The sequence below is a fragment of the Methylophilus sp. 5 genome (assembly GCF_000515275.1).
GTDB lineage: Bacteria > Pseudomonadota > Gammaproteobacteria > Burkholderiales > Methylophilaceae > Methylophilus.
Map to the genome: position 1 here is coordinate 1,719,904 of NZ_KI911560.1, position 14,976 is coordinate 1,734,879.

A 14,976-nucleotide genomic window follows, 5' to 3' on the forward strand; every position below is an offset into this window, starting at 1 on the left:
ACCTGTTTTTCTGCCTGGGCAATCGCTATGGTGTGGCCGTCGGCGCCAGTTTGCGGCGCTCTATAAAAAGACTGTTGCCTATGGTTTTTTTGGCTTGTTTTTTGGCATTGCTCATGGCGCCAGCTACTTCGTGATGGCTGGCAAACGCGTCTGAGCATGCGCGCACAGCGCCTATCGACAAACTGCCAAACGGATAAAAATGCTCGTTGCCCAAGCGGTCTTCTATGCGTATGCCGCCCAGTTGCACGTCTTTCAGGTCATAAAAGTCTGGCATCACTTTCACAATGGTCTCCAGAATGTCATGACAAATGACCTCCCAGTCTTCGCTTTGAAAAATCAGCACAAAGTCATCGCCACCAATATGGCCGACAAAGTCGTGCTCATTGTTCACCATGCTGCTTAATAAACGCCCCACAAACTGAATCACTTCATCGCCACGCCGATAACCATAAGCGTCGTTAAACGGCTTAAAGTGGTCTAAGTCACAATAGCAGGCGACAAAAGGGATGCGTCGCTCTAGCAATTTATCAATATGGGCATTAATAGGCACATTGCCCGGCAGCAGGGTAAGCGGGTTGGCATAACGTGCAGCGTGGATTTGCATATTGGTGACCTCGCGCAGCAAGGCATGTCCGCTGCCCATGCCCACATAGCGCTCACCATCTACAATCATAAAGCCATTGAGCAGATATTTGGGGTCAGCCGCCAGAATCAACTCACTCAAGGCCAAAATCGTCATGTCTTTTTGCACCATCAGGCAGTGCGTGTCCATAAAGGTGGTACAAGACTTTTTGCCATGTAACTCTTTTTGGTAGCGTCTGGCAAAACGGTCTATGGTGTCGTAGCGGCTAATTAATCCCAGCGGCGTTGCCTGTTGGTTAATCACCGGAATCGAGTTGAGCGCGGTGTCGCTGTTAAACCAGTTATAGACCTCTTCGTTGGTCATTTCTGGAAAGGCGGCCGCCTGATAGCTGGTTAGCCCAACCACCGTGGCCTGCTTGGACGTATGGCTTTGCTGGTCGGCAAACAAGCGCACAATGTTTTTATGCAGCAAGTTGTAGACCTCTTCGGTCAAGGCGTACTGAAACTTCGGAAAAGGTCGCCCAAACAGATAGCCCTGGGCAAAGTCCACTTTCAGGTCTTTAATCACCGCGAGCTCTTCTTTGGTTTCAACGCCCTCTGCAATAGTCAGTGTATTCGATTCAACCGCTATTTTTTGTATGCCGCGCACAAACTCCAGTTTGATGGGGTCGTTGTGAATATTGGCTATAAAATGCTTGTCGATTTTGACATATTCAGGCGAAAGCTCTGACCACAAGCGCAAGCTGGAGGTCCCTTCACCCAGGTCATCCAGCGCAATTTTAAAGCCTAGTGCTTTAAAGCGGATAATTGCCGCGCGCAACTCAGCATAGTCACGGATGGTCGAGCTCTCGGTGACTTCGATGACGATGTCACTGGGCGACAGGCCGCATTTTTCCAGCTGGATTAGGCCAAAAGATAAATGCCCCTCGTTTAATAACAGGCAGTCCGGGCTAAAATTCACAAACAGCGGGTGGGCTCTATCGGTGCGGCTATATTCATTAAAAATCACCTCGCGCGCCGCATACTCCATTTCAATATTCAAACCGCACAAACTCGCCGCATTAAACAATGCAATGGGTGAATGCAGCCTGGACTCTACCGGGCCACGGATCAGCGCCTCATGCGCAAACACGCACGCTTGTTTAATATCGACAATCGGTTGAAATAACGGCAACAGGTTTTTCTGTGCCAGGATGGCTTCCACTTCGAGCTGGGGCGGGGCGTATATCATGCAAGCAGTATCGACTGCTGGCAGCGGTTTCTTGACCTGAATCTTGATGAAATATTTATGACAATGATGGCGTGGCCACGCCAACGGTAGATATTGATGTGAGCGCCATGCCAGCCAGTGTGGGCATGGCGCTCACAATGCCGTGATTACTTAAACTTTTTCCAGTTTGGCGTATTCCAGCATCAGCGTTTTTAGGCCAGCACTGCCAAAATTCACTTTAATCGCCAGGTCATTCGCGTTGCCTTCATAGCTCACCACCACGCCCTCACCAAATTTGCCATGCCGCACGCTCTGGCCAATTTTAAACGGGTAACTCGCTTGTGTACTGCTTGCCTGTGCCGGTTGGGCAGTATATTGCCCGCCCGCGGCATACGATTTGGCGACAGGCTTGCTGTTGAGGCGTTTGGTCAAATCTGCCGGGATCTCATCAATAAACCGCGAGGCAATGCCGTAACGCACCTGGCCATGCAGCATGCGGCTTTGCGCATAGGTGAGATAGAGGCGTTGGCGTGCGCGCGTCACGGCAACATACATCAGGCGGCGTTCTTCTTCCAGGCCACCATTTTCGTAGGCCGCCTGCTCATGCGGAAACAAACCTTCTTCTACGCCGCCAATAAACACGCTATGAAACTCCAGGCCTTTGGCCGCGTGCACCGTCATCAACTGTAAGGCCTCATGGCCCACATCCGCCTGATGGTCGCCTGCTTCCAGGCTGGCGTGGTTTAAAAACTGTGTCAGCAGGTCGGCATCTTCTTCCATATTATGATGGTTGCCCAAATCGCGGTTGCTAAAGGCAACGGCAGCGGTGACCAGCTCCTGCAAGTTTTCAATGCGGTCTTCGCCTTCTTTGTCATTCTGGTAATGCGCCATCAGGCCGCTCAGGTTGATGACCATTTCTGCCATTTCGCCCAGAGTGATGCCGTAGCCTTGGTCGACCATCTGGCGAATCAGCGCAACAAAGCCATCCAGCCCCTTGCTGCCCAGCTTGCCTTCGCCGACTTTATTGGTGGCTGCTTGCCACAAACTGCATTCGTTTTGGCGCGCAGCTTCTTGCAGTTGTTCCAGCCCACGGGCACCAATGCCGCGCGGTGGAAAATTAACAATCCGCAACAAGGCGGTGTCGTCGTTGGCATTGGCAATCAGGCGCAAATAGGCCAGCGCATGCTTGATTTCAGCGCGCTCAAAAAAGCGCAGGCCGCCATAGACGCGATAGGGGATATTGGCTGAAAACAAAGTGTGCTCAAGAATGCGCGACTGCGCATTGCTGCGATAGAGCAGCGCCATGTCGCCTAGCGGCACGCCTTCTTTTTGCAGCATGTTTACTTCGTCAACAATAAACTGCGCTTCGTCAGTATCGTTGTAGGCTTCATAAATACGAATCGGCTCGCCTTTGCCCGCCGAGGTCCATAAGTTTTTGCCCAGGCGGTTGCTGTTATTAGTGATGATCGCATTGGCCGCGTCGAGGATATTGCTGTGCGAGCGGTAGTTTTCCTCCAGCTTGACGATGTTTTGTACATTAAAGTCGCGCTGAAAATCGGTCATATTGCCCACGCGTGCGCCACGAAATGCATAAATGCTCTGATCGTCGTCACCCACGGCAAAAATACTATTGTGCGCGCCACCCAGCAACTTTAGCCATAAATATTGCAGGCGGTTGGTATCCTGAAACTCATCGACCAGAATGTATTGAAAGCGCTGCTGATAATGGGCACGGATATGCGGTTCACGCTCCAGTAGTTCATAGCAACGCAGCAACAATTCGGCAAAATCGGCCACGCCCTCGCGGTTGCATTGCTGGTCATAAGCCGCATAAATCTCACGCAATTTCTGGCTGTGGCCGTCATAGGCATCCACTGTTTCGGCGCGTAAGCCTTCTTCTTTGCAGCTATTGATATAGCCCATCACCTGCTTGGGTGGGTACTTTTCATCATCCACGTTCATCATTTTCATCACGCGCTTGATCGCAGACAGCTGGTCGGACGTATCAAGAATCTGAAACGTGCTCGGCAATCTGGCCTCACGGTAATGCGCCCGCAACATGCGGTTACATAAACCATGAAAAGTACCTGCCCACATGCCGCGCGTGTTAATCGGCAACATGCTGGTTAAGCGTGTCAGCATCTCTTTGGCGGCTTTATTGGTAAACGTCACCGCCATTAAGCCCATGGGTGAGGTTTGGCCGGTTTGAATCAGCCAGGCGATGCGGGTTGTCAGCACACGCGTTTTACCACTGCCGGCGCCGGCCAGAATCAGTGCGGATAAATGCGGCAGGGTGACCGCTTGCAGTTGTTTGTCGTTGAGACCCTGAAGGAGATTGGTTTCAGATGGCATGCGGATATTATCGCATGATGTGCAGGGTAATTTGGCGGATTGTTTGGCCAATGCCGATGCGCCATTCCAGCGTGGGCTGCAATCTGGGCTTAGTGTGATTTCAATGACAAGGTTATTCTTTGATTAGGTAGAGTAGTAGGGTGGGCATTGATGCCCACATGTTTATGGTTGTTTGTTAGGTTGCGTTTCGCCTTTTCGGCGAGTTACTTTTCTTTGCTTGCCCGAAGCGACAACCATCATCGTAGTATGGGTGCTTGGTTATTTGATGATCCATCACTTTCGCCTTTTCGGCGACCATTCTTTCTTATGCTTGTCCATAAGAAAGAAGGCAAAGAACAAGACACCCCAGCTTCCGCTTGTATCCTGCGCTACTCGGCTTGCCGGGCGGCCATCGAAACTCAACCTGGCAGCTCACACAAACCGTGAGCTGCTGCGGGATTCAGACAGCCGATGACCGAAGGCTCCCGCCAATCCTGCGTTGCTCGGCGCGGCAGATGGGGACCCCGAACACCATGCGACTGCAACCGTAAGGGAGTTGAAGAGAAAAGAATCTGGTTTTTGACCGTCCAAACTTCAACGATGTTGCTTAGATGAGATAAATCCCATTCCATTACGCTGAGTAGCGGAGACAAAATAAGGAGAAAGGGAGCGACTGTTTGAGCTCCGCAACAAGCCACGTTGTGTGTGGCTTGTCAGGGCGAGTTTCGTGACCGCTTATTTTGTTGAGCAACGCAAGGGAGCCGCAGGCCGTGATGGCTGGGTGCCCTCTTTTTGGTTACTTTTTTGGGGCAAGCAAAAAAAGTAACTCGCCATCAAGGCGAAAAAATTGACGAAACAATGAGCGAGTGTGTGAGTGCTCACCAAAGAATTACTTTTTCTAGCATTCGTAGTCAGGTTGTCATGCGCATCTGCAGTAAATTAAATTGACGATAATAAATTATCGGAACTTTTCAAAACACCTAATACTCATACCAGCACGATGATGATGAATCATCTTTCCGCTTCTTTCCTCCCTGAGCGGAAGCCTTTACGATGAGGCCTGTTGCCCCGATTTACCCCTTAATCGGGGCTTTTTTTGCCTGTTACTTTTGATTACACGCCGCCAGTAAACCCGGTTTGGCGCCAGGCTTCATAAAGCAAAATAGCGGCTGAGTTTGATAAGTTGAGGCTGCGGCTGTGCGGCAGCATGGGTAGCCTCACCCGATGCTCTGGCGCAAACTGGGCGCGGATCTCTTCGGGCAAGCCGCGTGATTCCGGGCCAAATACAAACACATCTTCGTCTTCAAATTGCAAATCGGTGTGCCGCGTGCTGCCTTTGGTCGTGAGTGCAAACATACGTTTGTCATGCAAAGCTTGCTGGCATTCTTGCCAGTGTTCATACACTTTGAGCTCGGCATACTCGTGGTAATCCAGCCCGGCGCGTTTGAGGTGTTTGTCTGACAACTCAAAGCCTAATGGTTTGACCAAGTGCAGTTTGGCGCCTGCGTTGGCACATAAACGGATGATATTTCCAGTGTTGGGCGGAATTTCTGGTTCGAAAAGCACGATATGAAACATTTTTGGCTGTTTGTTTACAAACGTAAGGGTAGAATGACAGTGATATGATAGTCGAGAAAAGTCTATCAAGATAAATAATTAAAACGCCATGGCTCGTCCCGAGAAAATTAGATTAGGTGAAATTCTGGTCAGACAGAATTTCATGACTCAAGCTGAGCTCGATCAGGCGCTGGAAGAACAGCGCAAGACGGGTAGACGCTTGGGTCGTGTCATTGCTGAAAAAGGCTACGCCAACGAGCGGCAAATTGCCGAGGCGGTTGCTTCTCAGTTGAATATCCCATTTTTGGACCTCGGCCAGTACGAACTGGACGTGAAGCAGGTTCAAAAACTCCCCGAAGTGCAGTCGCGCCGTTTCCGCGCTATTTTGCTCGAAGAGCGTCCCAACAGTTTCTTGATCGCGATGGTTGATCCATCTGATGTGTATGCTTATGACGAATTGGTCAGGCTGCTCAAGCGCGACATCGACATTGTGGTGGTGCAGGAAACGCTGCTGATGCAGACGATTGATCGCTCTTATCGCCAAACCGAACAAATCTCGTCACTGGCGTTAGAGCTGCAAGAAGACTTGGCCGCCAGCAATGTGGACCTCGCCAGCCTGATGGGCGTTGACCTGGGCATTGACGATGCGCCAGTGGTTAAGCTGCTGCAAACCATTTTTGAAGACGCGGTGCAGGTGCGTGCCTCTGATGTGCACATTGAGCCGCAAGAAAATAAACTGCTGATCCGCTTTAGGATTGATGGTGTGATGCACTTTCAAACGCAGTCCGACAACAAAATTGCGACTGCTTTGGTCATGCGCCTCAAGATTATGGCTGGCCTGGATATTTCTGAGAAACGTTTACCGCAGGATGGCCGCTTTGGCTTTACCGTGAAGGGCCGTGCAGTGGATATGCGTATTTCTACCATGCCAACGCAGTATGGCGAAACGGTAGTGATGCGGTTGCTCATTCAGAATACCGGCCATTTCAACCTGGATAAACTGGGTATGCCGCCAGAGTTGCTGGCGCGTTTTCGTAAGATGATCGGCCGACCGAGTGGCATGGTGCTGGTGACCGGCCCAACCGGTAGCGGTAAAACGACTACGTTGTATTCTGCCTTGAGTGAATTAAACACGCCGGAAACCAAAGTCATTACGGTAGAAGACCCGGTGGAATATCGCCTGCCTGGCATTATTCAAACGCAGGTGAACGAAAAAATCGAGCTGGATTTTCCTAAACTGTTACGTGCCATTTTGCGTCAGGACCCGGATATTGTGCTGGTGGGTGAAATGCGTGACGAAGAAACCGCGCAAACCGGTTTGCGTGCCTCCATGACCGGCCACTTGGTGCTCTCTACATTACATACCAACGACGCCTCAACCGCCCCCGTGCGTTTGATCGACATGGGCGTGCCGCGCTTTATGGTGGCGATGTCGCTGCTGGGTGTGCTGGCACAACGGCTAGTGCGGCTCATTTGCCCGCATTGTGCCGCCGAGCACACGCCAACCGAGTCAGAATCAGTTTGGTTAAATCAAGTGATACAGCAGCCTGATGTGGTGACCAATTTTAGGCATGGTAAAGGCTGCCAGCACTGTAACCGCACTGGTTATTTGGGCCGCGTTGGTTTATATGAGTTTTTAGAAATGACGGATGAGTTGGCGATGGCGGCTAACATGCCGGACACCAATGTGTTTATCAAAAAAGCGCGCGAAAGACTTAAAGGCAAGACCTTGCGCGACCAGTCTTTGCAACTGGCATTAGACGGCAAGACCACGCTCGATGAAATCATGCGTGTCGATAACCAGTTTGAAGAGTAACCCTTTAAAAAGCCACGCCTATGCCGATATTTGAATACAAAGGTCGTACCGACGATGGCATGATGGTCAGCGGCGTGCAAGAAGCAACAGACCTCGATGCGCTGGGCGCGGCACTCATCATCTCAAAAATTACCCCGATTGAAATCAAGCAAAAAGCAGCTGGCGCAGTCGCTTTTAATTTGTTTGAAGAAAAAGTCACCAGCCTAGATGTCATGCTGTTCAGTAAGCAGATGTATACCCTGCTCAAAGCCGGTATACCGATTATGCGTGCCTTGGCAGGTATTCAAAGCTCGGTGGGTAATGCCAAGCTAGCACAAGTGGTTGGGCAGCTACGCGTGAGTTTGGATTCAGGCCGTGAGTTGTCAGTCGCCATGGCTGAGCACCCTAAGGTGTTTGATAGTTTTTATATCAGCATGATCCGTGTCGGTGAGGGCACCGGTAACCTCGACAATATCTTTTTGCGTTTGGCTGAGCACATTGAATTTGAGCGCTTTATGCGCGGGCAAATCAAATCTGCGTTGCAATATCCAACCTTTGTACTCATCGCGATGGCGATTGCCATTGTGGTGATTAATGTGATGGTGATTCCGCAGTTTGAAAAAGTGTTTGCCAACATGCATGCAGATTTACCATTCATTACAAAGATATTGATCGCGTTTTCCAGTTTTATGCGTAATTACTGGTTTGTGCTGATTGGCATGATTGTGGGGGCGGTCTGGATGTTCAAAACGTACACGAGTACAGATGCCGGGCGGGCTCAATGGGATCGCTACAAAATGCGCATTCCCATTGCGGGCAAAATTATTTTTAAAGGCACCATGGCCAGGTTTGCGCGCACCTTTGCCTTGTCTACGCGTAGCGGTTTGCCTATTCTTTCGGCTTTGCGCCTGGTTTCACAGACAGTTGAGAATGATTACCTCGGCGCCAAAATTCTTAGTATGTCTGCTGGCATTGAGCGCGGTGAGACGATTTTAAGAACGGCCACGCAAACGGGCGTGTTTAATCCGCTGGTGTTGCAGATGATTGCTGTGGGCGAAGAGTCTGGCTCGCTCGATGATTTGATGCAAGAAGTTGCCGATATGTATCAAGCTGACGTGGAATATGACGTTAAAACATTAGGTGCGCAAATCGAGCCCATCTTGATTATCTTTTTAGGTGCCTTGGTGTTGGTGTTAGCTCTGGGTGTGTTCTTGCCGATATGGGATATGAGTTCGGTTATGTTGAAGGGTAGTTAATCATTTGCTCTGGCATATGAATGGTTTGTGAAGCGTGATGAATATGGACCAAAATTGTCTGGCATAGATTTTGCTGATGGGTAATTAACGCAGTTATAACCTGCCGCTGTGATGATAAGGGCAGGGACTTTTTGATTAGGAGTCTGAATAATGAAAAAACAAGCAGGTTTTACATTGGTTGAATTGGTAGTGGTAATTGCAGTATTGGGTATTTTGGCGGCAACGGCTTTGCCAAGGTTTGTTAACGTGCAATCTAATGCACGCGTTGCAGCTGCGAATGGTCTTGCTGCATCTCTCCGGTCAGCGGCTAACCTTGCACGCGCCTCGTGGGTAGCCGCTGGAAATAATGCAGCTACAGTGCCTATGGATGGGAATAACGTCACAGTCGTTGCTGGGGTTGGTTATCCAACTGCAGATGCAGCTGGCATTGGTTCTGCATTGCAACAAGTAGATGGACAGTTTCAGCCAGGATATGTTGGTGGGGTTGCAACATTTACAGTAGGCGGTTTTGCACAATGTACAGTCATTTACACTGCTGCAACTGGTGTAGTCACTACTCCCACATTAAGTGCTGCTAATTGCGGCGGTTGATTCTTGTTTTTATGATAAAAGCAGATGGATTCACCCTTGTTGAATTGGTTGTGGTGATCGCTCTGACTGGAATCATGATGGCAGTCGCCGCCCCCAGATTCACTAGTGGTGACATCTTCGAAACCCGCGGCGACGCGGGTTTACTTTCATCTACGCTGCGTTATGCGCAAAAAACGGCCATTGCACAGCGCAAGAAAGTGTTTGTGTTACACAACGATGCGGTAGAGCCCAATACGGTTAGCCTGTGCTTTGACCCTAACTGTGGCGCGGCGCAAGTGGTGATTAACCCGGAAACCGCTGGCGCCTATGTGCTCACTTTTTCGCACAGTGTGATCGTTGGGTCGTCTAACAAAGCTTTGGGGTTTGATGGCTTGGGCCGGGCAGACCCAAACGAGTTGGCTACCTATAGAGTGACCAATAAAAAGAATGAACTGCAATTTGTTGGCATTTCGGTAGAAGCAAATACGGGTTACATACACTAACAATCCACCTGGTGAGCAGCCAGGTGACGCATATGACTAAAACAGGTAACCACAACAATAATAAACACATACCAGCCGGCAAAAAAAACCATCACGGTTTTTCGCTGGTTGAGATGGTTGTGTTTATTGTGATTGTGACCACCGCCATTGCCGGGGTGATCGGCGCGCTGGCATTTATGAGCGGTCACTCAGCGGACCCGCTCGCGCGCAAACAAGCGATTGCGATTGCTGAATCACTCATGCAAGAAATCCAGCAAATGCCTTTTACCTTTTGCGACCCGGATGACCCAAATGCGTCTACCGCCAATAGCGCGGCTGATTGCAGCACTTCGCAAGCCAACTTAGGTGGCCCCTCTCCCGCAGGTGAAAGCCGTTACAGCGCCACTAATCCGTTTGATAATGTCGCCGATTATGGCGGGTTTACCATGCCAGGTGGTGGCTGCACGGGTATTTGCCGCATAGGCAGTTCAACTGCACTTGCGGGCCTCAATGCTTATTCGGCCTCTGTGGCGATTAATCAGGCTGGGGGCGCTGGCGCTTTTGCCGGGTTGCCAGCAGCAGCTGTTTTGCAAATTGTCGTCACGGTGACTGGCCCAGCCAACACAACCATACGCTTAACCGGTTTTAAGGTTCGCTATGCGCCGAAAATTTAAGCAGCCTCGCTTGGCGATGTCTGGTTTCACCTTGGTGGAGCTGGTGATTGTCATTGTCGTCATGGCTATTTTGGGCGGTATCTCCGTCAGTTTTATTAAAAACTCTGTCCTTGCCTATGTGAACTCAGAAGCTTATTACGAGCTGGCCGACCGTGCCGATATTTCCTTGCGCCGTATGTCGCGCGATATTCGTAATGCGTTGCCCAACAGTGTGTGGGTTTCTGGCGGGGGTGATTACGTCGAGTTTGTGCCTATTAAGCAAGGGGGGCGTTATCAGCAAGATGATTTCGACGCTGGGAGCCACACTTTGCGCGTGCTGGGTGCAACCGTTAACGTAGACGCTGGTGACCAGTTAGTGATTTATAACCTGGGCATTACCGGGGCTGATGTGTATGAAACCGCTAATAATAATGTGCGCGCGCTAAATACAGGCGCCAACGTCGGTTCTGTGACATTCGCGGGCAACCTTTTTCCTTTGCCATCTCCTGGTAGCCGTTTTTATATCGTCAACGGTGCGGTGGCGTATGTGTGCGACGTGGCAAACCGGCGCTTATTAATGGTGAGCAATATTGCCATCCCTTCTGCGCACCCGGCGAACTTTAACGGGGCGAACGCTAACGTTGTGGTTGAGGATGTCACCGAGTGCAGTTTTACCTACACTGAGGGTGTGATGCAGCACTCAAGCGTGGTCACCGCACAACTTACATTACAGAAAAACGGTGGTGTAGCCAGGTTGGTTAACTTGATTAATGTGGTGAACTCGCCATGAAAAGTATTGCTTATCGCGCAAAGGGATTTATGTTGCCTGTGGCAATATTTTTACTGGTGACTCTTGCAGCACTGGTGGGGTATTCCATGCGGTTGTCGTTGCTGGCACAAATGGGCACGATACAAGACGTGCAAGGTGCCAATGCTTATTTAGCGGCCAGAGCAGGGGTAGAGTGGGCGGCTTATCAGGTACTGTCACCCGGCTCTGTCGGGATGCAAGGGTGTATCGCCTCACCAACGACACTCACGATTAATAACTTTAGTGTGTCTGTCACGTGTAGTCGGAGTGTGCTTCAAGATAAAGGCACTACGCAGGATATTGGCATTTATAGCATTACTTCAACTGCTTCGATAGGTGCGGTTGGTGCCCAAGACAGAATAGAGCGACAAATTGCGGTGACACTCAGCCGATGCTTATATAGCGGCCCGCCTGTTGAGGAATGTAACTAACAAGGAATACGTAGTGAACGGATTCACTAAAAAAATACTTTTGTGTTGGGTGTTGTGGCTATGTTTCTCAACTGGCCTCCACGCAGCAGTTGTGCAGCTAAACTCTGGCGGTGGATCTACTACAGATAATGGTTTGCGTACTTACATTGAAGATACAACGCAGATTCAAGTCCGTAGGCTAGATAATACTGGCCAGTTGTATAGCCCCACTGCTGTGCCCAGTAATACACTGCTTGATAACGGTATTTACCTAAGGGCCAATGGTGGTCTGATTGGCCCTGACCATTTTGGTTTTCCAAATAGCCTCACACCCACGGCTTATATTAATCGTACAGTTTCAACGCCCACCCCGGCGACTGTTTCCCAAGGGGTGACGCAAAGCACCACATCTCAATTTAGTGCGCCACGTTTTAGCACTTTAATTGCAGGCCCTAGCGTGACTGTCAACTGGAAGTACACTTATCCACTAGATTACGTGACTGCTGAAGTCACGTTAGTGATTCCTGTGGGTTACCCTGTGAGCAGCTCTAATCCAGTGCGCTATTATCATGCAGTCGATACTTATTTGGGTGGTGATGACCGTGGTTGCGGTGTGCGCTATGTGGATACCAATGGCAAGCAAATTGTCGGTACTTATCCATTGTCAGGCAATACCAATGCCCCATGCCCTTCGAGCAACAGCTTGCCAGCCAACCTGGATGTTGTTGAGTCGTTCAGGGAGCGTAATCGTAGCTTTGATCACTACTGCGTGGGTGCATGGGATTCCTTTTGGACCAACACAAGTTCCAATGCTTGTGCCATCGCCAAAACAAGTTCTTTAAGTGACACGTTATCAACCGTAAAAATTGATACCGGCGTTGCCATTGAGTATGATTTTACGTCGGTTGGTATTTACACCTTTAGTTACGACTTTGTGGTTGGCTCCACTTTTGTACCTAATTACGACCATTTTGAGATTCGCCATGCGGGGACTGCGACGCTATGCCCAACCGAAGTGAAAGTGCTGGCTTGTTTATCCTCCACCGTGCCTTGCCCGGATAATCAGTTGGTGAGTTCGGGGGAATTAAAAGGCAGCCTGACAGTGTCACCAACCACACCAACGGTGACCGATACACCGGATCCGTTTACATTAGGGTCTAGTCAGTCAATTGGTACTGTCACGATGCAAGGCAGTGCCGCAGCCACCTATACGTTGGGCGTGAGTGGGCTGACTAAAACACCATTGAGTGGCGTGAAGTGCTGGAACACTGCCACCAGTTCACAGAGCTGCAGTTTTACTTTTACCAATACGCCGTGTGTGAATACATTTGAGTGTATGGAAAATGCGCTCACTTATACTAGTTCGGGGCGCAATCCGCTTTATACCAAGTTGCTGGGTAGAGATTTTGATGTGGATGTGGTTGCTTTACTTGCCAACGGAGCACAGTCTAGCGGTTATAACTCTGTGACCGGGCTCACGGTGGATTTAGTTGTTGAGAGTGGAAATACTAATACTTGCAGTACAGCCCTGACGGATATTGTGGCCACTAAGTTAGTGACTTTTGCGGCCTCTGATAATGGCCGCAAAAAAGTGACATTTACTGCATCTGATGCGCTCACCGGAGGCTATCCAAAGGTTGCTTATCCCAAACTCCGGTGCCGGGTGCGCGATTTGGGCCTAGCTAAAACAGGTTGCTCGTCAGATAACTTCACGGTGCGTCCGCTATCTCTCAGCGTGACTTCCAGTGATGCGCTGCAAACAACGTCTGCCGCTACGCCGTCTGACTCTACAACGACCAGATTCCGGGCTGCCAGAGATCCCTTTAGTCTGAGTGCCAGCAGTAGTGAGTCAGGGTATAACGGGACGCCAAAAATTAGGGCAAAAGTGCAAAATGATCCTTATGTGCCATTAGTAGCACATCCAGGTGCGCCGACTGTGGGCGTCGTCACGGGTGCTTTTCCTCAGGCAGTGTATGGCGTGAGCACGGGCACCAAAGCCTTTCAATATAGCGAGGTTGGCCACTTTAAGTTCAAAACGAGTGACGTTTATGATGATACTTATGCCTTGGCGGATATTACGAATGGGGATTGCATCGTAGGTTCGTTTGCCAACGAAGATCTCGTTAACACACCGAAAAAGTATGGCTGCAATTTTGGCAACACTGGTGAGACCTATTATTTTGGACGCTTTATCCCCGATAGATTTGAAATTACCACAGGTACTGTGGTCAGGGCGTGCGGCGCGTTTGCCTATTACGGGCAAGATACTACTAGTAGAGCCGCGCTGGAGGTTCCGTTTACAATCACGGCCACCAATGGCAGTTTAACCCCCGCGACGACTCAAAACTATGTGGGTAGTTATGCCAAGTTTGATCCTGCTGTATGGGCTAACTTTAACTTTACGACTAACCCGCCGTTGACGACTGTGGCTTTAACACGCAGCACGGCGACCAATTCGTTGATTGGGAGTTGGGCGGCTGGGGTTGCAGCGATGAATGCCAAGTTTTATGTGCCACGCTCAAATGTACCGATTAACGAACAAATAGTCACCGTACGTACACAAGTGCAAGACACCGATGGTGTCACCACAGCGACCTCTCCATTTGCTATCGCCAATACTGTGCCGTTCCGCTATGGGCGTCTCGCCATCACCCCTGTGCATGGGTCTGAGCTGCTGCCGCTTACAGTACCCCTTGAGGCGCAATATTGGAGTTCTACCGGCTACAGGCGGAGTACCGACGATAGTTGTACCACTTTTGATATCAAGACCATTGCGATGCCAACCTTGAGCTACAGGGGCAACTTGAACGCCTGTGAAACGGTGTTGAGTGGGAGCACGTCCATGATTCAAGGCAAAATGAGTTTGCGATTAAGCGCGCCTGGTGTGTCGGGCAATACGCCCAATACAGGTAGTGTGAATCTGGAGCTGAATTTTGAAGATGCAGGCGGGGATCAAACCTGTGTTGGCCCCGGCACTACGCAATCAAATGCGATCGCTGGAACCGCGGGCATGCGGAACTGGTTTGGTGCAGACCCGGTGGGTCGCGCCACCTTCGGCGTCTATAAAGCGCCCATTATCTACATGCGAGAAAACTTCTAGCGATAACAAAACCACCTAAATCAGGTGGTTTTGTTCTTTTTATCGTTGCTTTAAAGCGGCAAAGCAGGCACTAAAGTTGCTCTTATTAAAATGAACTATAAAGAGTTAACAAAGCAGTATGCAGACCTCTTGCGAAGCATCAGTCATTTTGCGCACATGATGATGGCTTCACCGGGTGAATTTTTTGTGTATACTAAGCTATGATATAGCTTGAAGTTTTGA

Annotated in this window: 11 protein-coding genes; 8 read left to right on the forward strand and 3 right to left on the reverse strand. The window is 50.0% G+C overall.

Translation table 11 applies throughout. The features are described 5' to 3' along the window. Positions 1-25: 25 nt before the first annotated feature. The 3 genes from METH5_RS0108250 to trmL all read right to left on the reverse strand — a co-directional run bounded on the left by METH5_RS0108250 (position 26) and on the right by trmL (position 5,701). Complete coding sequence (locus METH5_RS0108250; protein WP_029148055.1) at positions 26-1,813, reverse strand: GGDEF domain-containing protein; 1,788 nt, start codon at positions 1,811-1,813, stop codon at positions 26-28. A 150-nt stretch (positions 1,814-1,963) separates the two neighbouring features. Next, positions 1,964-4,144 (reverse strand): DNA helicase II, encoded by a 2,181-nt coding sequence (gene uvrD / locus METH5_RS0108255; RefSeq protein ID WP_029148056.1) that lies wholly within the window; start codon positions 4,142-4,144, stop codon positions 1,964-1,966. Positions 4,145-5,236: 1,092 nt separating this feature from the next. Then, positions 5,237-5,701 (reverse strand): tRNA (uridine(34)/cytosine(34)/5-carboxymethylaminomethyluridine(34)-2'-O)-methyltransferase TrmL, encoded by a 465-nt coding sequence (trmL, locus tag METH5_RS0108265; RefSeq protein WP_029148057.1) that lies wholly within the window; start codon positions 5,699-5,701, stop codon positions 5,237-5,239. Between the two features lie 142 nt (positions 5,702-5,843). Between trmL and METH5_RS0108270 the strand changes: the two genes are divergently transcribed. From METH5_RS0108270 to METH5_RS15895, 8 genes are all read left to right on the forward strand, one after another. Continuing rightward, positions 5,844-7,496: a GspE/PulE family protein gene (locus tag METH5_RS0108270; RefSeq protein ID WP_036307734.1), complete on the forward strand. Its 1,653-nt coding sequence runs from the start codon at positions 5,844-5,846 to the stop codon at positions 7,494-7,496. A 20-nt stretch (positions 7,497-7,516) separates the two neighbouring features. Continuing rightward, the gene (locus METH5_RS0108275) at positions 7,517-8,731 is read left to right on the forward strand and encodes a type II secretion system F family protein (protein ID WP_029148059.1); all 1,215 of its coding nucleotides are present in this window, start codon (positions 7,517-7,519) and stop codon (positions 8,729-8,731) included. 150 nt (positions 8,732-8,881) lie between these two features. Then, a complete protein-coding gene (locus tag METH5_RS15970; protein ID WP_029148060.1) occupies positions 8,882-9,322 on the forward strand; it encodes a type II secretion system protein in 441 nt (146 codons plus the stop codon). 11 nt (positions 9,323-9,333) lie between these two features. Further along, positions 9,334-9,804, forward strand: a complete 471-nt coding sequence (locus METH5_RS0108285; protein WP_029148061.1) for a Tfp pilus assembly protein FimT/FimU — start codon at positions 9,334-9,336, stop codon at positions 9,802-9,804. A 32-nt stretch (positions 9,805-9,836) separates the two neighbouring features. After that, a complete protein-coding gene (locus tag METH5_RS0108290) occupies positions 9,837-10,457 on the forward strand; it encodes a prepilin-type N-terminal cleavage/methylation domain-containing protein (protein ID WP_029148062.1) in 621 nt (206 codons plus the stop codon). 16 nt (positions 10,458-10,473) lie between these two features. Beyond that, positions 10,474-11,226 (forward strand): prepilin-type N-terminal cleavage/methylation domain-containing protein, encoded by a 753-nt coding sequence (locus METH5_RS0108295; protein WP_036307737.1) that lies wholly within the window; start codon positions 10,474-10,476, stop codon positions 11,224-11,226. Beyond that, positions 11,223-11,675 (forward strand): hypothetical protein, encoded by a 453-nt coding sequence (locus METH5_RS0108300; RefSeq protein ID WP_029148064.1) that lies wholly within the window; start codon positions 11,223-11,225, stop codon positions 11,673-11,675. Before METH5_RS0108295 ends, METH5_RS0108300 begins: the two co-directional genes overlap by 4 nt. Before the next feature lie 91 nt (positions 11,676-11,766). Further along, entirely contained in the window at positions 11,767-14,754 is a 2,988-nt protein-coding gene (locus tag METH5_RS15895) for a DUF6701 domain-containing protein (RefSeq protein ID WP_232410987.1), read from the forward strand. Positions 14,755-14,976 lie beyond the last annotated feature (222 nt).